The organism is Wenjunlia vitaminophila DSM 41686, assembly GCF_000380165.1.
GTDB lineage: Bacteria > Actinomycetota > Actinomycetes > Streptomycetales > Streptomycetaceae > Wenjunlia > Wenjunlia vitaminophila.
Window position 1 is genome coordinate 234,480 of sequence record NZ_KB904669.1, and the last position, 18,478, is coordinate 252,957.

20 protein-coding genes and 2 pseudogenes are annotated in these 18,478 nt (G+C 73.0%); 15 read left to right on the top strand and 7 right to left on the bottom strand.

Annotated features, from left to right (window positions below):
- Window positions 1-7: 7 nt before the first annotated feature.
- Window positions 8-625, top strand: a complete 618-nt coding sequence (locus A3IG_RS0114330) for a TetR/AcrR family transcriptional regulator (protein WP_018384262.1) — start codon at window positions 8-10, stop codon at window positions 623-625.
- 75 nt (window positions 626-700) lie between these two features.
- On the opposite strand, the gene A3IG_RS33685 is transcribed toward A3IG_RS0114330, so the two are convergent.
- Genes A3IG_RS33685 through A3IG_RS35725 form a run of 3 tightly spaced genes read right to left on the bottom strand, consistent with a single transcriptional unit; the run spans window position 701 to window position 1,334 of the window.
- Window positions 701-1,039, bottom strand: a complete 339-nt coding sequence (locus A3IG_RS33685; RefSeq protein WP_018384263.1) for a hypothetical protein — start codon at window positions 1,037-1,039, stop codon at window positions 701-703.
- A complete protein-coding gene (locus A3IG_RS34565) occupies window positions 1,036-1,212 on the bottom strand; it encodes a hypothetical protein (protein WP_169366219.1) in 177 nt (58 codons plus the stop codon). Before A3IG_RS34565 ends, A3IG_RS33685 begins: the two co-directional genes overlap by 4 nt.
- On the bottom strand, window positions 1,209-1,334 hold the full coding sequence (locus tag A3IG_RS35725; protein WP_265736651.1) for a hypothetical protein: 126 nt from the start codon (window positions 1,332-1,334) through the stop codon (window positions 1,209-1,211). The genes A3IG_RS34565 and A3IG_RS35725 overlap by 4 nt, the downstream gene beginning before the upstream one ends.
- Before the next feature lie 219 nt (window positions 1,335-1,553).
- On the opposite strand from A3IG_RS35725, the gene A3IG_RS33690 reads away from it, so the two are divergent.
- Both A3IG_RS33690 and A3IG_RS33695 read left to right on the top strand, forming a co-directional pair.
- Window positions 1,554-2,384, top strand: a complete 831-nt coding sequence (locus A3IG_RS33690; protein WP_018384265.1) for a helix-turn-helix domain-containing protein — start codon at window positions 1,554-1,556, stop codon at window positions 2,382-2,384.
- Window positions 2,381-2,599 carry a DUF397 domain-containing protein gene (locus tag A3IG_RS33695; protein ID WP_104530756.1) on the top strand — a complete coding sequence of 73 codons (219 nt, stop codon included), beginning with the start codon at window positions 2,381-2,383 and terminating at the stop codon, window positions 2,597-2,599. Before A3IG_RS33690 ends, A3IG_RS33695 begins: the two co-directional genes overlap by 4 nt.
- A 146-nt stretch (window positions 2,600-2,745) precedes the next feature.
- On the opposite strand, the pseudogene A3IG_RS35870 reads toward A3IG_RS33695, so the two are convergent.
- Window positions 2,746-3,120: pseudogene (locus A3IG_RS35870) on the bottom strand (protein-tyrosine phosphatase family protein); the annotation flags it as partial.
- 296 nt (window positions 3,121-3,416) lie between these two features.
- On the opposite strand from A3IG_RS35870, the gene A3IG_RS0114355 reads away from it, so the two are divergent.
- Window positions 3,417-4,178 carry an SDR family oxidoreductase gene (locus A3IG_RS0114355; RefSeq protein WP_018384267.1) on the top strand — a complete coding sequence of 254 codons (762 nt, stop codon included), beginning with the start codon at window positions 3,417-3,419 and terminating at the stop codon, window positions 4,176-4,178.
- A 74-nt stretch (window positions 4,179-4,252) separates the two neighbouring features.
- Here the strand turns inward: A3IG_RS0114355 and A3IG_RS0114360 are convergent, their stop codons facing one another.
- Both A3IG_RS0114360 and A3IG_RS0114365 read right to left on the bottom strand, forming a co-directional pair.
- Window positions 4,253-5,089, bottom strand: coding sequence for a hypothetical protein (locus A3IG_RS0114360; RefSeq protein WP_157862337.1), 837 nt, complete (start codon window positions 5,087-5,089; stop codon window positions 4,253-4,255).
- 125 nt (window positions 5,090-5,214) lie between these two features.
- Window positions 5,215-5,706, bottom strand: coding sequence for an Lrp/AsnC family transcriptional regulator (locus tag A3IG_RS0114365; protein WP_018384269.1), 492 nt, complete (start codon window positions 5,704-5,706; stop codon window positions 5,215-5,217).
- Window positions 5,707-6,061: 355 nt separating this feature from the next.
- On the opposite strand from A3IG_RS0114365, the gene pdhA reads away from it, so the two are divergent.
- The 8 genes from pdhA (at window position 6,062) to A3IG_RS29765 (ending at window position 14,905) form a co-directional block, all read left to right on the top strand.
- Entirely contained in the window at window positions 6,062-7,225 is a 1,164-nt protein-coding gene (gene pdhA, locus A3IG_RS0114370) for a pyruvate dehydrogenase (acetyl-transferring) E1 component subunit alpha (protein ID WP_018384270.1), read from the top strand.
- Entirely contained in the window at window positions 7,222-8,316 is a 1,095-nt protein-coding gene (locus tag A3IG_RS0114375; RefSeq protein ID WP_018384271.1) for an alpha-ketoacid dehydrogenase subunit beta, read from the top strand. The genes pdhA and A3IG_RS0114375 overlap by 4 nt, the downstream gene beginning before the upstream one ends.
- A complete protein-coding gene (locus A3IG_RS0114380; RefSeq protein WP_018384272.1) occupies window positions 8,300-9,775 on the top strand; it encodes a dihydrolipoamide acetyltransferase family protein in 1,476 nt (491 codons plus the stop codon). Before A3IG_RS0114375 ends, A3IG_RS0114380 begins: the two co-directional genes overlap by 17 nt.
- Before the next feature lie 108 nt (window positions 9,776-9,883).
- Window positions 9,884-10,591: a molybdenum cofactor guanylyltransferase gene (gene mobA, locus A3IG_RS29760; protein WP_018384273.1), complete on the top strand. Its 708-nt coding sequence runs from the start codon at window positions 9,884-9,886 to the stop codon at window positions 10,589-10,591.
- Between the two features lie 182 nt (window positions 10,592-10,773).
- A complete protein-coding gene (locus A3IG_RS0114390; RefSeq protein ID WP_018384274.1) occupies window positions 10,774-11,865 on the top strand; it encodes a glycerophosphodiester phosphodiesterase family protein in 1,092 nt (363 codons plus the stop codon).
- A 203-nt stretch (window positions 11,866-12,068) separates the two neighbouring features.
- On the top strand, window positions 12,069-13,130 hold the full coding sequence (locus A3IG_RS0114395; RefSeq protein ID WP_018384275.1) for a hypothetical protein: 1,062 nt from the start codon (window positions 12,069-12,071) through the stop codon (window positions 13,128-13,130).
- Window positions 13,131-13,277: 147 nt separating this feature from the next.
- Window positions 13,278-13,544 carry a DUF6457 domain-containing protein gene (locus A3IG_RS0114400; protein WP_018384276.1) on the top strand — a complete coding sequence of 89 codons (267 nt, stop codon included), beginning with the start codon at window positions 13,278-13,280 and terminating at the stop codon, window positions 13,542-13,544.
- Window positions 13,541-14,905 (top strand): molybdopterin molybdotransferase MoeA, encoded by a 1,365-nt coding sequence (locus A3IG_RS29765; RefSeq protein WP_018384277.1) that lies wholly within the window; start codon window positions 13,541-13,543, stop codon window positions 14,903-14,905. Before A3IG_RS0114400 ends, A3IG_RS29765 begins: the two co-directional genes overlap by 4 nt.
- A 322-nt stretch (window positions 14,906-15,227) precedes the next feature.
- Here A3IG_RS29765 and tnpA read toward each other — a convergent pair whose 3' ends face one another.
- Complete coding sequence (gene tnpA / locus A3IG_RS0114410) at window positions 15,228-15,656, bottom strand: IS200/IS605 family transposase (protein WP_078500480.1); 429 nt, start codon at window positions 15,654-15,656, stop codon at window positions 15,228-15,230.
- Between the two features lie 23 nt (window positions 15,657-15,679).
- Between tnpA and A3IG_RS0114415 the strand changes: the two genes are divergently transcribed.
- The 3 genes and pseudogenes from A3IG_RS0114415 to A3IG_RS0114425 all read left to right on the top strand — a co-directional run bounded on the left by A3IG_RS0114415 (window position 15,680) and on the right by A3IG_RS0114425 (window position 18,157).
- The gene (locus tag A3IG_RS0114415) at window positions 15,680-17,002 is read left to right on the top strand and encodes an RNA-guided endonuclease InsQ/TnpB family protein (protein WP_018384279.1); all 1,323 of its coding nucleotides are present in this window, start codon (window positions 15,680-15,682) and stop codon (window positions 17,000-17,002) included.
- 46 nt (window positions 17,003-17,048) lie between these two features.
- A pseudogene (locus tag A3IG_RS29770) lies at window positions 17,049-17,582 on the top strand (DUF4291 domain-containing protein); the annotation flags it as partial.
- 140 nt (window positions 17,583-17,722) lie between these two features.
- On the top strand, window positions 17,723-18,157 hold the full coding sequence (locus A3IG_RS0114425; RefSeq protein WP_018384281.1) for a VOC family protein: 435 nt from the start codon (window positions 17,723-17,725) through the stop codon (window positions 18,155-18,157).
- Window positions 18,158-18,478: the final 321 nt, after the last annotated feature.

Sequence of the window (18,478 nt, forward strand, 5' to 3'; positions counted from 1 at the left end):
TCACGCCATGGCACCCACCCCTGGCGTTCCCGGCACGTCGGCGCACCGGCGCGAGTCCTACACCACGGAGTCGTTGCTCGCCGTCGCCGTCGAGGTCTTCAACGAGCGCGGCTACGACGGTACCTCCATGGAGCACCTGTCCAAGGCGGCCGGCATCTCCAAGTCGTCCATCTACCACCACGTGCGCGGCAAGGAGGAACTGCTGGAACGCGCCGTGGGCCGGGCGTTGGACGGCCTGTTCGGCATCCTCGACGAGTCCGGTGCCCGCCACGGCCGCGCCCTGGCCAGGCTGGAGCACGTGGTGCGCCGCACGGTCGAGGTCCTGGTCGCCGAACTCCCCTACGTGACGCTGCTGCTGCGGGTGCGCGGCAACACCAGCACCGAACGCTGGGCGCTGGAGCGGCGCCGGGAGTTCGACCACCGGGTCGCCGAACTGCTGCGGGAGGCGGTGGCCGACGGCGACCTCCGCGCCGACGTGGACGTCCGCCTGGCCACCCGGCTCCTCTTCGGGATGGTCAACTCCATCGTCGAGTGGTACCGGCCCGCGGGCAGCGGCGCGGCCAGCGGCGACCAGATCGCGGACGCGGTGACCCGCCTGGCCTTCGCCGGCCTGCGGCGGCCCTGAGCGGCGGGCCCGAACCGACAGGGCCTGACCGGCGGGCCCGGCCGATGGTCACGAAGCCCTGGTGGTCGAGGCCCTCTACGACGACCGCTGACCGGTCCGGGGCGGCCCGACCGTCGTCGGTGGGACCGGCCGCAGCCGCCGGACCCCGGGCGCGGGCCCCGGCGCCGCGACGAACGCACGGGTCACCTCGATGGTCCTGGAGACGCCGAGGACGTACGCGTTCCCGTCGTCGAACCCGAGCCACCTGCGCCCCGGGTACACCTCGCGCATGTCCCGCACCCGGTGCGGGATGCCCCCGACGGTGACCACGTCACCGACGCGCACCCCGGCGCCGGTCACGGTCAACTGCCTGATCACCACCTGCGGCCTGGCCCCCGCGGGACGCTGGACCCGTTGGCCCGGTACCCGCGTCATCGCGCCCCCCGTCCCAGGTGCCGGTGGATCTCCCGGAGCAGGGCGTCGGCCCGCTGCCGCAGTTCCTCCGTCGTCGGTTGTTCCTCGCGGTCACCGTCGCCGGGCTCTCCGCCCGGCGGCGGTGGCGACGGCGGTGACGGGGGTGACGGAGGCGTCGTCGGAACGGTGCTCACAGCGCCGCCTCCCGCACCAGCCGGTGTGCGCCCCGGGGCCGGACCGGCAACCGGTGGCGTCCGGTGGCTGGAAGCAGCACTCCGAGCAGCGCGCGGAGCAACGCCCGGCTATTTTTGAACACGTCGTCAACCTCCTAGAGCGTTGCGGCCACACCCCCGGACGTGCGCCCGTCGCGGGGGTACTTGCATGGCCTTCGCGGTCACCCGTATGGATACGAGCCATAGCAATTCAGTCAGCGGGACCGGCGACGTCCAATAGCGTCAGGGCACTTGAAAGGCAGGGTTCAGGTCTGCTGCCGGCAGCGGCGCGGAGCGAGAGCACATGTCGAGAGGTCACGACGTTGGACGAGACGACCCCACCCCAGCACTTGAATCCGCTTCAGCGGTTCGGTCGTGACGTCAAACAGGTCCGGCTGGCGCGCAAACTCACGCAGAAGCACCTGGGCAGAGCGGCGGGCTACTCGGAGGCGTACGTCAGCAAGGTCGAGGCGGGGAAGCTGCTGCCCCGGCCGAGCCACAGGTTCGCCGAGGGCTGTGACACGGCTTTCGGAACAGGTGGGTTGTTCGCCGGTCTGTTGCGGAGGATCGACGAGGGCGATCATCCGTCGTGGTTCGTGCCGTACCTCAACCTGGAGCGGAAGGCGTCGCGCATCCTCGACTACTCAGCGAACCTCGTGATGGGCCTCGTTCAGACCGAGGAGTACGCGCGAGCCATCTTCCGGGCCTACTACCCGTTGGAACAGGCGGAGGAGATCGAGGGAAAGGTAGCTGCCCGATTGCGACGGCGCGAGGTGTTCGCGCAGGAGTCCCCACCCTTCCTATGGGTCATCCTCCACGAAGCTTGTCTGCGGACGGTGGTCGGTGGGACCGAGATCATGGCCGGGCAACTGGAACACCTTTTGATGACGTCCGGAACCCCCAACATCAAACTGCAGGTTCTGCCATTCTCCGCGGGTGCACCGGCGGCACATGCGAAACCGTTCACAGTGCTCCGCTTTGCCGACTCACCCGCGGTGTTGTACACGGAGAGCCGGGTAGGGGGCAGGATGCATGACTCCGAGCAGGCGGTTGTTGCGGCTCTGGATGACTACGATCTGCTCAGGGCGCACGCGCTATCCCCAGACCAGTCCCTAGCCCTGATCAACGCCCTGCTGAAGGAGTGTTTCGCATGAGCGCTGAACCGGCTTTCGCTGCTGTCAAGTGGGTCAAGTCGTCCTACAGCGATGCGAGTGGCGGGCAGTGTGTTGAGTGCTCCCGTGATCTCCTGCCGTCCGGTGTCGTCCACGTGCGGGACAGCAAAGATCCCCATGGCAGTGTCCTGGCGTTCTCCGCCGACGGCTGGTCGTCGTTCGTCTCGGCGGTGAAGCGCGGGGAGTTCCCCGCCTGAGCCGTGGCGGCGGATGCGGGCCCGCCCGTGGCGTCGCCCTGGCTGCGGGCCGTTGTCGCCCATTCCTCGGCCCAGGCGAGGCGTTGTTCGCCGACCCCTTCCGCGGTCGCGCCGCGCAGCCGGGTGAGGGTGGACATCGCCTCGTCCGGCTCCAGGCCACAGGTGCGCAGCAGCGCGTAGGTGAACATCCCGGTGCGGTGGATGCCGGCGGAGCAGTGTATGACCACCGTGGCGCCGGTGCGGATGATCTTGGCCAACCTGGTCAGGGCCGCGACGATCTCGCGCTGGCGCCGCGGAGGGGGTTGCCGGGCGTCGGCGAGCTCGACCCAGATCCACTCCAGCCCGGCCGCCGTGGCCGCGGAGCGCATGACGAGGGCCCCCTCACGTCTGGACAGCAGGGTGACCAGGTGGGTCACGCCGGCGGTCCTGAACGTCGGCAGCAGCTTGAGCCTGGGGCGGTGCGTCACGGCGAGGGCACCTGAGCCGACGGGGACGAGGTTGAGGCTCGGCGTCTGGGCCATGGGGGCACATGCTAGGAGCGTGGGCCGGTCCCGGTCACCGCGTTTCTGCCAGGGCGTTCCGCCGCCGGGCCGTCGGCCCAGGTCCGCGCCGGGTGGGTGCGGCCGTTGGCCGGCAGCCCCGACGGCAGTGGCGCACGAGCTCGGCAGTTCCCGGATCAATGTCCGAAAGCGTTCCGTTCCGCCGTTCGCACCGGTCTGCCGCGTCACATCCTCCGCTCGCCAGGTGTCATGGGAGTGGACCCACGAGTTCCGGCCGAGGCGACCGGGGCTCGATCGAACGACCCTGGAGAGAGACCATGACGTCACCCATCCTGCTCACTGGTGGCACGGGCACGCTCGGGCGCCACGTGGTGCCGCTGCTGCGGGACGCGGGCTGTGAGGTCCGGGTGCTCAGCCGGCGCGCCCACCAGCCCGTGGAGGGCGTCCAGTACGCCACCGGTGACCTGCTCAAGGGCGAGGGGATCGAGTCCGCGGTGGACGGGGCAGAGGTCGTGCTGCACCTCGCGGGCGATGCCAAGAACGACGAGGTGACGACCCGGAACCTGGTGCGGGTCGCGTCGCAGGCCGGGGTGCGGCACGTGGTGTACATCTCGGTCATCGCGGCGGACCGGGTGCCGCTGGGGTACTTCCGGGCCAAGCTGGGCGCGGAGCGGGCCGTGTCCGAGTCCGGCGTGCCGTGGACGACGCTGCGGGCCGCGCAGTTCCACGACCTGGTGCTCACCGTGCTGGGGAAGATGACGAAGCTCCCAGTGGTGCCGGCCCCTGGTGCGGTGCGGCTCCAGCCGGTGGACTCGCGGGAGGTGGCGGCCCGGCTCGTGGAGCTGACCTTGGACAAGCCGGCCGGCCTGGTCCCGGACCTGGCGGGGCCGAAGGTGTACTCGATGCCGGACCTGGTCCGCTCCTACCTGCGGGTGCGTGGCCAGCGCAAGCCGCTGGTGCCGGTTCCGATGCCGGGGAAGGTGGGCAGGGTGTACCGGGCCGGGGGGAACCTGACCCTGGAGGGCGCCGACCTGGGCGAGCGGACCTGGGAGGACTTCCTCGCGGAGCGGGTGCGTTAGGGGCTTCCGCGGCGGTTCCCCGCGCGGAACGACCTCCCCAGCTCGGGACTCCGCGGGTGTCCTGCCGACGGGGCTCACCCGCGGCTGCCGGGCTGCTCCGCGGACTCGTTGCCCGTGGGCAGGAGGACGCGGGCCGTGGCGGCCAGCGCCGCCTGCTCGTCGCCGGTCAGCCGTCCCCGCCGCAGGGCCGCGTACAGCGCGTGGAGTGCCCGCGGGGCGTGCAGGTCGTCGCTGATGGCCCGGTCGAGGAGGTCGAGGCGGCGCCTGCCCTCGCCGGAGCCGAGGGCTCGGACGGTCTCGGCGTGGGAGCGCAGGTCGGGCAGCGGTTCGGCCCGTCGGACCAGGCGCTCGAACCGGCGCCTGGTGGTGCGCGCGTCGTCGAAGCACCAGCCGCTGTGGACGTCGTTGCACCAGAAGTGGCGTGGGTGGCGGTAGTGCCCGGCCGCGAGCATGGCGAAGCGGAGGTCCGGCACCAGGTGGTTCTTCGCGAGTGCGGCCAACGTGGCGCGCCCGTGCTCGCGGTGTGCTCCGAACATGCACCGGACGCCCTCCAGGGCCGGGCCCACCAGCACGTGGCACAGCGGTTCGGTCTCGCCGGACACCGGGGACTCCCCACCGGGGGCCCACACGTCGACGCAGTACCAGTTGCCCCGCGACGCCCTGGGGCAGGTGCCGTGGCCGGGGCCACCCGGGACGGACTCGTCCTGGACCCGGACGCGATGCCCTTTCCAGGCCAGCACGCGGCACAGGAACTCGGCGAGCACCACCCCGCGCTCCCGGTCCACCGAGTGCGTGCCGTCGGCCTCGCGGGCGGCGAAGCGTACGGTGACCGGCCCTTCGGCGGGCTCTGGCAGCGGCACGTACCGTCTGCGCCGCGCGTCGAACAGACGGACCGTGGCTCCCGAGTTCATGCCGGGCATCACACCACGCGGGGTCCCGGACGACGTCGGGTTCCTGGACCCGCGCGGTCCGGTGGGGCTTCCGCCGGGCCGATCCCCCCGGCCACCGGTCCCCGGTGGCGGCACGGGAGCGCGTCTCAGTCGGTGACCACCAGGTCGGTCTCCTCGAAGACCAGCAGGGTGCGGGTGCTGAGGACCTCGGGGATGTTCTGGATGCGGGTGAGCACCAGCTCGCGCAGCGCCCGGTTGTCCTGGGTGTGGACCAGGAGCAGGACGTCGAAGTCCCCGCTGACCAGGGCGATGTGCGCGGTGCCCGGTAGGGCGAGGAGTTGTTGGCGTACCGTGCGCCAGGAGTTCTGGACGATCTTGAGCGTGATGTAGGCGGAGGCGCCCTGGCCCGCCCGTTCGTGGTCCACCCGGGCGGTGAAGCCGCGGATCACCCCGTCCTCGATGAGACGGTTGATCCGGGCGTAGGCGTTGGCCCGGGAGACGTGCACCCGGTCCGCGACCGAGCGTATGGACGCCCGCCCGTCCGTCTGGAGGAGCCGCAGGATCGCCCGGTCGATGGCGTCCAGGGGACGCGGAGGAGTCGGGCGTTGCTCGTTTCCGGCCATCTGTTCAGCCGTCATGCCCGCAAGTCTCCTCCGTTTGGACGTCCGGAGTCCATGAGACGGGCTGGTGAACCGTTTGTCCACCGCCTGCTCCCGAGTGTGGCCAAAGTGACCCTCTCGACCGAACAATCGGTAGGTGAGCGCACCGCGGTGCGCCCGTCCCGCGTCCACCGACCCCGTCCTTGCCGTCCGCCGACCGACCCCCAGTGGCCGGATCATGTCGAACGGTACCCCCACACCCGCGTTCGAACAGATAACCAAGGTCACACCGCGACGTTCGAGTCCGAGCCGCTCAGGTCGCAGCCGCGCGTCCCGTGCCCCCGCGCCCGGAGCTCGGCGTTCGAGTCAGCGCATTCGCATAGGAGGCGCGCCCATGACCGTTCTCCACCAGCCCGGCACCGGAGCCGACACCGGTGGCGTTCCCGAGTGGCGGCCCCGGGTGGCACCCGAACCGCTGCTCCCGGACGCGCGTCCGGTGCGCGTACTCGGCACCCCCGCCCTCAAGGAGCGGGACCCGGAGCTGCTGCGCGACCTGTACCGGCACCTCGTCGTCGGTCGCCGGTACAACGAGCAGGCCACCGCGCTGACCCGGCAGGGCCGCCTCGCCGTGTACCCGTCGAGCACCGGGCAGGAGGCCTGCCAGGTCGCCGCGGCGCTGGCGCTCAGCCCGCAGGACTGGCTGTTCCCCAGCTACCGGGACACCCTGGCGGTCACCGCGCGCGGGGTGGACCCGGTGGAGACGCTCACCCTGCTCCGCGGTGACTGGCACAGCGGCTACGACCCGCACCGGTGGCGGGTGGCCCCGCTGAGCACCCCGTTGGCCACGCAGTTGCCGCACGCGGTCGGACTGGCCCACGCGGCCCGGCTGCGCGGTGACGACACCGTGGCCCTGGCGCTGGTCGGCGACGGGGGCACCAGCGAGGGGGACTTCCACGAGGCGCTGAACTTCGCCGCGGTCTGGCGCGCCCCGGTGGTCTTCCTGGTGCAGAACAACGGCTTCGCCATCTCCGTGCCGCTGGCCAAGCAGAGCGCCGCGCCGTCGCTCGCGCACAAGGCCGTCGGCTACGGCATGCCGGGACGGCTGGTGGACGGCAACGACGCCCCCGCCGTGCACGCCGTGCTCACCGAGGCCGTCGAGCGGGCCCGCCACGGCGGTGGCCCCACCCTCGTCGAGGCCCTCACCTACCGGGTCGAGGCGCACACCAACGCGGACGACGCCACCCGCTACCGCGACGCGGACGAGGTGGAGGTCTGGCGCCGCCACGACCCGGTCCGGCTGTTGGAACAGGGCCTGCGCGAACTGGGGCTGCTGACGGACGCCGACGCCGAGCAGGCCGCCGCGGCAGCCGAGACGATGGCCGCGGACCTGCGCGAACGCATGCACAGCGACCCGAGCCTCGACCCGATGGAGCTGTTCGCCCACGTCTACGCCGAACCCACCCCCCAACTGCGGGAGCAGGAGGCGCTGCTCCGGGCCGAGCTGGACGCCGAATCGGCCGCCGGCACCGGGACGGGAACCGAAGGAGCGGGTCGATGACCACCACCGCCACCCGGCACCAACCCACCGCCACGGAGACACCCGCGACCAGCATGGCGCAGGCCCTCAACGCCGCCCTGCGGGACGCCCTGCGTGACGACCCCACCGTCCACGTCCTCGGCGAGGACGTGGGCACCCTGGGCGGGGTCTTCCGGATCACCGACGGGCTGGCCGCGGAGTTCGGTGACGACCGCTGCACCGACACCCCGCTGGCCGAGGCCGGCATCCTGGGCACCGCGGTGGGCATGGCCATGTACGGACTGCGCCCCGTGGTGGAGATGCAGTTCGACGCGTTCGCCTACCCTGCCTTCGAGCAACTGGTCAGCCACGTCGCCCGGATGCGCAACCGCACCCGGGGCGCCATGCCGCTGCCCATCACCATCCGCATCCCCTACGGCGGGGGGATCGGCGGCGTCGAGCACCACAGCGACGCCTCCGAGGCCTACTACCTGCACACCCCCGGGCTCCACGTGGTCACCCCGGCCACCGTCGCCGATGCCTACGGCCTGCTGCGCGCGGCCATCGCCTCCGACGACCCGGTGGTCTTCCTCGAACCCAAGCGCCTCTACTGGTCCAAGGCCCCGTGGTCCGCGCAGGACCCGACGGCGGTGGCCCCGCTGGGCCGCGCCGAGGTCCGCCGCACCGGGCACTCGGCCACCCTGGTCACCTACGGCCCCTGTGTACCGGTGTGCCTGGAGGCCGCGGAAGCGGCCCGGGAGGAGGGCTGGGACCTGGAGGTGGTGGACCTGAGGACCCTGGTGCCGTTCGACGACGAGACGGTCAGCGCCTCCGTCCGCCGCACCGGACGCGCGGTGGTGGTCCACGAGTCAGCCGGCTTCGCCGGCGCGGGTGCGGAGATCGCCGCGCGCATCACCGAGCGCTGTTTCCACTACCTCGACGCCCCGGTGCTCCGGGTGGCCGGTTTCGACATCCCCTACCCCCCGCCGATGCTCGAACGGCACCACCTCCCGAGCACGGACCGAATCCTGGACGCGGTGGCCCGTCTCCAGTGGGAGTCGGAGTACACCGCACCGGGTGCCGGCGGCGGGCGGACCGCGGGTGAGGAGGGCCGAGATGGCCGAGGTGCGTGAGTTCCTCCTTCCCGACCTCGGCGAAGGACTGACCGAGGCGCTGATCGTCCGCTGGCTCGTCGAGGTCGGTGAGGTGGTCGCGGTGGACCAGCCCGTGGTGGAGGTGGAGACCGCCAAGGCCATGGTCGAGGTGCCGTGCCCCTACGGCGGTGTCGTCACCGCGCGCTACGGCGAGGAGGGCACCGAGATCCCGGTCGGGGCCACCCTGGTGGCGGTCGCCGTGGGCACCGCGCCGACGCCCCCCGGCGCGGGCGGTCCGAACGGTGCCCCGAGTACCGCCACGGCCACCGACGGCGCCGCGACCGCCCCCGGCGGGCGGCCAGGTCCCGGCGCGGGCTTCACCGACGGCTCCGGTGACGCGGCGCCGCGGAACGGCTCCGGCAACGTGCTCGTCGGCTACGGCACCGGCGGCGCGGCCCCACGCCGTCGCCGGGTCAGGACACCGAGCCCCGCGCCCGCACACGCCCCCGCACATGCCGCCGCCGCACCGCCCGCACCGGTCCCGGCAGTGGCCCGCCCGCGTTCCGCCGCCGTGGCCGAGGCCGGCCGTCCGGTCAGCTCCGGCGCCACCTCGGCTCCCGCACCGGCCCCGGTTCGGGTGATCTCCCCACTGGTCCGCAGGCTCGCCCGGCAGCACAGCCTCGACCTGCGCACGGTGACCGGCACCGGCCCCGACGGGCTGATCCTGCGCCGGGACATCGAGCGGGCCGTCGAGCAGGCCACCGCGCCGCCCGCCACCGCGCCCGGGCGCGCGCCGCGCCTCCCCGACGAGGCGACCAGGGTTCCGCTCAAGGGCCTGCGCCGGACCGTGGCCGACAAGCTCTCCCGCAGCCGCCGGGAGATCCCCGACGCCACCTGCTGGGTGGACGTTGACGCCACCGAGCTGCTCGCCGCCAGGACCGCCATGAACGCCGGGGCGGACCGGCGGATCAGCCTGCTGGCCGTGCTCGCCCGGATCACCACGGCCGCCCTGGCCCGCTTCCCCGCGCTCAACTCCACCGTTGACCTCGACCGTCAGGACATCGTCCACCTCCCGTCCGTGCACCTCGGCTTCGCCGCGCAGACCGAGCGTGGCCTCGTCGTGCCCGTCGTCCGCGACGCACACCGGCTGACCACCGCGGAGCTGTCCGCGGAGATCACCAGACTCACCGACGCCGCCCGCGCGGGAACCCTCACCCCCGCGGAACTCACCGGAGGCACCTTCACGCTCAACAACTACGGCGTGTTCGGCGTGGACGGCTCCACGCCGATCATCAACCACCCCGAGGCCGGCATGCTCGGCATCGGCCGCATCGCTCCCAAACCCTGGGTGCACCAGGGCGAACTGGCGGTCCGCCAGGTCACCCAGCTCTCGTTCACCTTCGACCACCGGGTCTGTGACGGCGGCACGGCCGGCGGCTTCCTGCGGTTCGTCGCCGACTGCGTGGAACAGCCAGCCGTTCTGCTCCGACACCTGTGACCCCGGGGCGCCCGTGACCCAGGACGTCACGGGCGCCACCCGAGCGGGCATCGACCCACCACGGCATCGGCCGTCCCGCGGGCCGGGCCCCGCGGCGATACTCGGACCATGCTCACCGGTGTCACGGACTATGACGCGATCATCCTCGCGGGGGGACAGGCACGCCGTCTGGGGGGTGTGGACAAACCCGGACTGCGGGTGGGCGGCAGCAGCCTGCTGGAACGGGTCCTCGGCGCCTGCGCCGGGGCGGCGCGGCTGATCGTGGTCGGCCCGCCCCGCCCGGTGGCCGAGCCGCACACCGCGGCGTCGGTGCGCTGGACCCGCGAGAACCCGCCCGGCGGCGGCCCCCTCCCCGCGCTCGCCGCCGGGCTGGAACTGGTGACCGCGGACCTGGTGCTGCTGCTCGCCGCCGACCTGCCGTTCATGAACGCGGGAACGGTACGGAGACTGCTCGCCGAGGCCGTGTCCACCGACACGTTCACGCCTGGCGACACGTCCGCGCCCGCCGGTGCGCCCGCCGGTGCGCCCGCCGATGTGCCTGGCGGCGCCTCGGGCGGTGCCGACACGCCCGACGGCGCCGTGCTCGTCGATGCCGACGGCCATGACCAGCCACTGGCCGCCGCCTACCGGACCGAGTCGCTCCGGGCCGGCCTCGACCGGCTCACCGCCGAGCACGGCACCCTGGCCGGCGTCGCCCTGCGCCGCCTGGTCTCCCCACTGACGCTGCGCCGGGTCGCGGACCGGGAGGGCACCTCGTTCGACTGTGACACCTGGGACGACGTCACCGCGGTGCGGGCCCGCATGGGGGAGGTCTGAGGCCGCCGGCGCCCGGCACCCGCGCCTTCACCGTCAGTTCACCCCGGCACTACCCGGGCTCTGTCGCACCGTCGGTACCGTGGCCGACGCTTACGCCGACCGTTCACCCCGCTGACCTTTCACCCCGGAGACCCGGTGCCCTCCCGCCGCCGGGCGCTCGTCCCACCACACGAAGGCTGACCATGAACCGCTGGCGCACGCTCGTCCCCGCAGCACTGCTCGCCGGCACCGCGGTCCTCACCGCCGTGCCGGCAACCGCCTCCGCAGACCCCGCCCGGCCCACCGGTGACGGCCCCGTGGCCGGACAGCACCGGGGCGGCTTCGACCTCCAGGCGCACCGCGGCGGCCTCGGGCTGCGTCCGGAGTCCACCCTGGCCTCGTTCGCCAACGGCCTGGAGGTGGGCGTCTCCACGCTCGAACTCGACGTGCAGATCACCGAGGACGGCCAGGCCGTGGTCACCCACGACCGGAAGGTCAACGGTGCCAAGTGCCGCGACACCGCGCCGGTGGTCCCCGGTGACCCGGAGTTCCCCTACGCCGGCAAGTACGTCAACACCCTGACGCTGGCCCAGGTGCGGACGCTGGACTGCGGCTCGCAGACGCTGCCGCAGTTCCCCGAGCAGGTGCCCGCCCCGGGCGCCAGGATGCCCCTGCTGAGTGAGGTGTTCGACCTCGTCAAGCAGTACCGCGCCTACGACGTGAAGCTCAACGTGGAGACGAAGGTGGAGGCCGGGGCGCCGTCCGAGACGGCGCCGCGCGAGCAGTTCGTGCAGGTCACCGCGCGGGAGATCCGCCGGGCCGGCATGCTCCGCCAGGTCACCGTGCAGAGCTTCGACTGGGGCGCGCTGATGCGGATGCGCGAGGTGGAGCCCCGTCTGCCGCTGGTCGCCCTGGACAACGGCAGCTTCCTCCAGGTGGGTCGGCCGGGCGCCTCCCCGTGGCTCGGCGGCATCGACATCGACGACTTCGGCGGCGACCCGCTGAAGGCCGTGAAGTCGTTCGGGGCGAGCGCCTACTCGCCGGTGCACGGCAACCCGCAGAACGGCACCGTGCAGGACCCGGACTACGTGCCCTACGTCACCGCGGACACGGTGCGGCGGGCCCACCGGCTCGGCCTGAAGGTCGTTCCGTGGACCGTCGATGACGCCCCCACCATGCACAAGCTGATCGACGACGGCGTGGACGGCATCATCACGGACTACCCGGACCGGCTCCGCGAGGTGCTCGCCGACCGCGGCTACCCGCTCCCCAGGCAGCACCGCGCCCACAACTGAGCCCACAACTGAGCCCGCACCCGGGCGCCGCGCGGTCCGTGCGGCGCCCGGGTCCGTGTGGCGCCCGGGTCCGTGTGGCGCCCCGGGGTCGCGGTCCGTGTGACGTCCGGCGCCGGCCGGGGAGGCGCCGCGCGGCTGGCGGGCCACGGCGGCTTCGTGGGGCGTTCACCCGCTGGTCGCCCGCGGGCCCTACGGTTCCGGCCATGCGCGATCACCGTCCTTCCCGACGCTCCCTGCTGGCCGGCTCCCTGGGTGGGGCCGCCGCCCTGGCCCTCGGCCCCGGGCCCGCCGCCGCCGCCGACGACGTCCAGCACCGTCCCCGACGGCGGCTGAGCGTGCTCGTCGCCTCCAACGAACCGTGGGGCACCTACCACACCAGACCGCTGCTCGCCGAGGCCGCCCGCCAGGGCCACCGGCTGACGCACCTGGTCCCCGACCTCTCCCGGGTCGCCGCGGGCGACCCGGTGCCGGTGGCCGTCCCCGGCGCGGAGCCGCCCGCGGACCTGCTGGTCGTCACCGGCGCCGGGGACTGGCCCGTGGACTGCGCGGCCCGCCTGCTGACACGTCCCGGGCTGCCCCTGGTGGCCTCCTCCCTCGCCTACCTCAAGCCCGAGCGGGCCCCGCGCGCGGGCGAGCTGCGCCGGCGGCTGCGCGCGGTCACCTCCTCCTCCCCGGCCGAGGCGCGGGCCTTCTCCGCGTACCTCGGCACCGACCGGCCGGTCCGCGTGGTCGGCTCGCCACAGACCGACGACCTGCCGCCCCGCCGGCCGGAGAAGGACCTGGTGCTGGTCCTCACCAGCGTCACCCACCCCGACGCCACCGGAGCCGCCGCTCCCGGCACCGAACTGCTGCTCGCCTCCGCCGGGGAACTCGCCGCCGCCGGGAAGAGAGTGCTGGTCGGACTGCACCCCCGCGAGGACCGCTCGCTGTGGGACCGGTACGAGATCAGCGACGTCCCCTCGGTGACCGCCGCCGCCCGTGCCGAGGCGGCGATCGGCATCCCCGGCACCGTCTTCCCCCTGGTCGCCGCGGTCGGCACCCCGGTGGTGGGCTGCACCGACCCCCGGCTCGCCGTCCCCGACTACCTGCTGGACGTCTGCTCCAGCACCGTCGCCGACGCCGGCCAGGCGGTTCCCGCCGTGGCGGGCGCCCGCCTCCCGGCCGCCGACGTGCTGGCCGACGCCGTGGGGCCGGTCGGCGGCTCGGCGCGCCGCCTGTTGGGGGTCTGGGCCGACGCCGTCCACGGTGGTGGCCCCGCCCGGTGACGCGGGGCGGCCCCGGTGGTGACGGTCTCCCGGTCGGCCCCTGGTCCCCCGCCCGGCGGGGCGGGGGACCGACCTGGCACCTCGTTCGACTACGACACCTGGGACGACGTCACCGCGGTGCGAGCCGGCATCGGTAAGGATTGACTCGTGCTGGAGACATGGATCGCTCAGGTCAAGTCCGAACTCGGCATCGAGCTGGAGGTGGACACCGCCGTACTGCTCGACCTCGCCCGGGACGCCGCGCACGGGGTGGCCAGGCCGGCCGCGCCGCTCACCACCTTCCTGGTCGGCTACGCCGCGGGACGGGCCGGCGGTGATCCGCAGGCGGTGGCGGAGGCCGCGCGGAAGGCCCAGTCGCTCGCGCTGGCCTGGGCCGAACAGCAGGAACGCGCAGCCGAAGAGCCCACGCCATGACGTCCAGGACCGAGTCCGACCAGGCCCGTCCTCCCGGCGACCCGGCCCCCGCGCAGCCGTCGTCCGCCCCGCCGCCGGACCCCGCAGCGACGGACGAGGGCCCCCGGGGCACCCCCCGCCACCCCGCCCACCGCAACTCCGTCGACTGGCCCGAGGCGCGGCGGATCGCCGCGGACGCCCCCACGGGGCCGCTCCCGACGGTCGTGCTGCCCCTGGCCGAGGCCAGAGGCAGGGTCCTCGCGCAGCCACTGACCGCGCTCACCGACCTGCCGGCGTTCGACACCTCCGCCATGGACGGTTGGGCCGTCGCAGGACCGGGCCCCTGGCGGCTCAGCGGCAGGGTGCTCGCCGGTGAACAGGGCCCGGTGTCGCTCCCGGACGGCACCGCCGTCGGCATCGCCACCGGCGCCCGACTCCCCCGGGGCGCCACCGCGGTGCTGCGCAGCGAACACGGCACCGTGCGCCGGGGCACCCTGCACGCCACCGAGCCGGGCGGCCCGCAGCCCGGACAGGACGTGCGGCCCCGCGGCCAGGAGTGCCACTCCGGGGACGAGTTGCTCCCGGCCGGCGCCGTCGTCACGCCGGTGGTCCTGGGGCTCGCCGCCGCCGCCGGGTACGACGAGCTGGCGCTGTTCCCCCGGCCCACGGTCGAGGTGCTGGTGCTCGGCGACGAACTGCTCACCGCGGGGCTCCCCGAGGACGGCCGCATCCGCGACGCCCTCGGGCCCTTCCTCCACCCCTGGTTGTGCGCGCTCGGTGCCGAGGTGCTGGCCACCCGGCGGATCACCGACGAGGCCGAGGCCCTGCTGGACGCCGTGGCGAACAGCGCCGCCGACGTGGTCGTCACCACCGGCGGCACCGCGTCCGGCCCCGTCGACTTCGTCAAGCCGGTCCTGCGCAGGCTCGGCGCCGGCCTCCTGGTGGACGGGGTGCGGGTGCGGCCGGGGCATCCCATGCTGCTCGCCGAACTGCCCGGCGGACGCCACTTGGTCGGACTGCCCGGGAACCCCCTGGCCGCGGTCTCCGGCGTGGTCACCCTGGTGCAGCCCCTGCTGCGTGCCCTCGCCGGACACCCGGCGCCCCCCACCGGCACCGCACGTGCCGCCGCCGCCGTTCCGGGCCACCCGGTGGACACCCGTCTGGTCCCGGTCGCCCTCGGCTCCGGGGCGGAGGTTCCGCCGTTGGCCCGTCCGCTGCGCTTCAACGGTCCGGCGATGCTGCGCGGGTTGGCCACCGCGGACGCCCTCGCCGTCGTCCCACCCGGCGGTTCCGCGGCCGGCGACGACGTCGAGCTGCTGGCCCTGCCCTGGGCCCGTACCGCCCTTCCCGCGGGAGCCTCCGAGTCGCCTTCGCCCACCTGACCCGCGTCGCCTCCCCCCGAACCGCTGGGCCGCACACCCGGAGGACGGCGGGCGCAGGGAGGCTCGGGGGCGGAAAAACGTTGGCCCGTCCGCGCCGGGCTGCCGCATCCTCGTTTCCATGCCCGTTCCCCAACGACCGACGACGGACCAGCCTCCCGGCAGCACCCCACCCCGATGCGCCGTCCGGGCCGTGCACACCGCCTCCACGGTCACCGTCTACCTCTGATCTTGCGTAGTGCTCCGTGCTTTAGGGCGGAGGTGAAGCGCGTCCTTGGCCCGGAGGTGCGAAGCGCTGGAGTTCTCTGCGCTTGCGGGGTGACGGTCAGACAGGCCGTTTCTGGTTCTCGATGTACTGCTTTACGACGGTCAGTGGTGTGCCGCCGCAGCTTCCGGCGAAGTAGGAGCCGGACCAGAAGTGTCCCCCCCACAGGTACCGGCGGACGTGGCTGTCGTACTCCTTGCGCAGCAGACGGGCCGAGACGCCCTTGAGGGAGTTGACCAGCTTGGAGAGCTGGACCTTGGGCGGGTAGTGCACCAGGAGGTGCACGTGGTCGTCCTCGCCGTTGAACTGCTTGAGTTCGGCCTCGAAGTCCTCGCAGACCTCCCGCATGATCTCCTCACAGCGCGTGAGCATGGCGTCCGTCATGGCCTTGCGCCGGTACTTCGTGACGAAAACCAAGTGGACATGCAGGTGGTAGACGACGTGACGTCCAGTACGTACGTCGGGATTGGGGTTCCATCTCGGTGACATGAACCAAACGATAGAGTGATCGCATGAACTCGGAACTTGACCTGGTCAAGCGGCAGTTCGGGCATCGAGCCCGTCTGGCGCTGTCGCCTGCCCAGATCCGGGCCATGGACGATCAGGCGCACGCGGCCCGCACCATGTGGAACTGCCTGCACGCGTGGTGGCAGATGATGCCGAAGGAGAAGCGGTCTGTGGCCGCTGCGGACGCGGCGATCCGGCAGGCCCGCAAGGACATCGACTTCCTCGCCGTACTTCCGGCGCAGGGCGCTCAGGCGGTCCTCAAGACGTACTTCCAATCCTGGAAGAACTGTTGGGACGGCCGCGCCGAGGAGCCGAACTTCAAGGGCCGGTCCCGGTCGGTGATGTCCGTGGACATCCCCCAGGGCCGCGACCTCCAGATCAAGCGGGTCCACCGCCGATGGGGCATGGTCAACATTCCCAAGATCGGACGTGTTCGCTTCCGCTGGACCAAAGACCTGCCCTTGGGCAAGCAGGCGGACAGCGACAACCGGATCACCGGAGCCCGTCTGGTCAAGGACGGCCTGGGCTGGCACATCGCCTTCCGGATCACCACCCTGGACCACGCCCCCGAACCCCACTCGGGGCCGGAGGTCGGCATCGACATGGGAGTCAACATCCCCATGGCGCTCTCCGACGGCAACCACCACGACCACGGACGCCTGCCCCGCCTCCCCGACGGCACCTGCGACCGGGACAAGTGGCTGAACCCCGACGAGAAGGCCAAGCTGCTCCGCCTGGAACAGCGCGCCGCGCACCGCAAGACCTTCCGCAAGCCGAAGGAGAAGACCTCTCGACGCCTGCACCGCACCTACGACCAGATCCGAGCACTGCGCGCAAAAGCCACGCGCCGCAGCATCGACTGGCAGCACAAGACCACCACGACCCTCGCCGAGCAGTACAGCGTGATCGTGGTGGAAGACCTGCACATCACGAACATGACCAAGTCCGCGAAGGGCACCGTCGAGAATCCCGGCAAGAACGTCAAGCAGAAGTCCGGTCTCAACCGCTCCAGCCTCCAAGAGGCATGGGGCCGCACCCTGACCATGCTGACGTACAAGACCGCCCGCCAGGGCGGAGCGCTGGTCAAGGTTCCCGCGCCCCACACCTCCCAGCGCTGCTCCGCGTGTGGCTTCCTCGCGCCCGGCAGCCGGGAAACGCAGGCCCTGTTCGTGTGCAAGAACCCCGACTGCGGATGGACCGGCAACGCCGACCACAACGGAGCCCGGAACGTCTTGCACCTGTACCGGATCGGCCACGTGGCGATCCCGGCTGCCGGGAGGGCAGTCGTCAGGCGCACTCGCGGCGTCAACCCCGCCACCGCAAGGTAGACGGGAATCTCCTTCCTGAGCCTGCGAAGGGAGGAGAGCACTTCAACAGGCCTACCGCCCGCAGATCGGCGTCCCCACCACGCGGGCCGGGCGCTTTCCCGCCGGCTGGAAACGGGACCGGATGACGTGGATCAAACCGTCGTTCCTGTGGATGATGTACCGCTGCGGCTGGGCCACCAAGGAGGACCAGCAGACCGTCCTGGCGCTCGAGATCACCCGGGAGGGCTTCGAGTGGGCCCTGCGCCACGCCTGCCTGTCGCACTACAACGCCCGGGTCCACCCCGACAGGGAGACCTGGAAGCGCCAGCTCGGCCGCGCCGTCGCCCGGGTCCAGTGGGACCCCGAACGCGACCTGCACCTGGCCCCGCTGCCCCACCGTTCCCTGCAACTCGGCCTCCGGGGTGAGGCGGCGCGCCGGTACGCCGACGAGTGGCTGGTGGGTGTCACCGACGTCACCCAGCTCGCCCACGACGTCCACCGACTGGTCCGCGCCCGGGACCTGGACGCCGCCTCCCGCCTCCTGCCCGACGAACGCCCCTACCCGACGGACGGCGGACTGTTGGCCCACCTGGTGGCCTGACCGCTCGGCGCCCGCCGACCAGGCGCGTCCGGCCGGCGCGTCCGACCGCCGCGTCCGGCCGGCCGGCGCGGAACCGGGCGCCACCCGGGCCGGCCCACGGTTCCACGGGGACTGTCCGAGGGGCCGGATACAGTGGCCGGATGGAACAGCGCATCAGCTTGGTCACCCTCGGCGTCGCGGACCTGGAGCGGTCCCGGGCCTTCTACGAGAGCCTGGGCTGGCGGGGGCAGGTGGTGGAGGGCACGGCGTTCTTCCAGGCCGGTGGCCTCGGGCTGGTGCTGTGGGGCAGGGAGAAGCTCGCCGCGGACTGCGGCCTGGACAGCGGCGGGCCGGACGGCTTCGGCGGCATCGTCCTCGCCCACAACGTGCGCTCGCGGCAGGAGGTGGACGAGGTCATAGCGGCAGCCGAACGCGCCGGCGCCACGGTGACGCGTCCCGCGGCGACGACGTTCTACGGCGGCTACGCCGGTGTCTTCGTGGACCCCGACGGCCACCCCTGGGAGATCGCCCACAACCCCGGCTTCCCGCTCGCCGACGACGGCTCCCTCACCATTCCCGACCTCGGCGGGTCCTAGGGCCTGTCTGATAAATCCCGCCTGGGTCGTGACGCCTGGCACGCTCGCTGCGTTGTCGGGATCGTCCATGTACGCCCAGTACGAGGACGACCCTCCGCCTTGCGATCGCACGCACCAGACGCCGCGACCCCCGCCCTCCGAGCGGACGGCGCTACTTATCAGACAGTCCCTAGCGCGGCTGCGGGCGGGCCCGGCCGGGGGCGCTGCGGGGCGGCTCCCGGGGGCCGGCGCCCGGGCCGGTCAGGTGCCGTCAGGTGCCGGTCGTGGGCCCCGGCCAGGCCCCCTGCTGGAGCAGACGGACCACCAGCGCGGCGATGTTCC

Coding starts and splice junctions, on each gene's coding strand:
- A3IG_RS0114330 (WP_018384262.1), top strand. CDS start 8: ATGGCACCCACCCCTGGCGTTCCCGGCACGTCGGCGCACCGGCGCGAG.
- A3IG_RS33685 (WP_018384263.1), bottom strand. CDS start 1,039: ATGACGCGGGTACCGGGCCAACGGGTCCAGCGTCCCGCGGGGGCCAGG.
- A3IG_RS33695 (WP_104530756.1), top strand. CDS start 2,381: ATGAGCGCTGAACCGGCTTTCGCTGCTGTCAAGTGGGTCAAGTCGTCC.
- A3IG_RS0114355 (WP_018384267.1), top strand. CDS start 3,417: ATGACGTCACCCATCCTGCTCACTGGTGGCACGGGCACGCTCGGGCGC.
- A3IG_RS0114360 (WP_157862337.1), bottom strand. CDS start 5,089: ATGAACTCGGGAGCCACGGTCCGTCTGTTCGACGCGCGGCGCAGACGG.
- A3IG_RS0114365 (WP_018384269.1), bottom strand. CDS start 5,706: ATGACGGCTGAACAGATGGCCGGAAACGAGCAACGCCCGACTCCTCCG.
- pdhA (WP_018384270.1), top strand. CDS start 6,062: ATGACCGTTCTCCACCAGCCCGGCACCGGAGCCGACACCGGTGGCGTT.
- A3IG_RS0114375 (WP_018384271.1), top strand. CDS start 7,222: ATGACCACCACCGCCACCCGGCACCAACCCACCGCCACGGAGACACCC.
- A3IG_RS0114380 (WP_018384272.1), top strand. CDS start 8,300: ATGGCCGAGGTGCGTGAGTTCCTCCTTCCCGACCTCGGCGAAGGACTG.
- mobA (WP_018384273.1), top strand. CDS start 9,884: ATGCTCACCGGTGTCACGGACTATGACGCGATCATCCTCGCGGGGGGA.
- A3IG_RS0114390 (WP_018384274.1), top strand. CDS start 10,774: ATGAACCGCTGGCGCACGCTCGTCCCCGCAGCACTGCTCGCCGGCACC.
- A3IG_RS0114395 (WP_018384275.1), top strand. CDS start 12,069: ATGCGCGATCACCGTCCTTCCCGACGCTCCCTGCTGGCCGGCTCCCTG.
- A3IG_RS29765 (WP_018384277.1), top strand. CDS start 13,541: ATGACGTCCAGGACCGAGTCCGACCAGGCCCGTCCTCCCGGCGACCCG.
- tnpA (WP_078500480.1), bottom strand. CDS start 15,656: ATGTCACCGAGATGGAACCCCAATCCCGACGTACGTACTGGACGTCAC.
- A3IG_RS0114415 (WP_018384279.1), top strand. CDS start 15,680: ATGAACTCGGAACTTGACCTGGTCAAGCGGCAGTTCGGGCATCGAGCC.
- A3IG_RS0114425 (WP_018384281.1), top strand. CDS start 17,723: ATGGAACAGCGCATCAGCTTGGTCACCCTCGGCGTCGCGGACCTGGAG.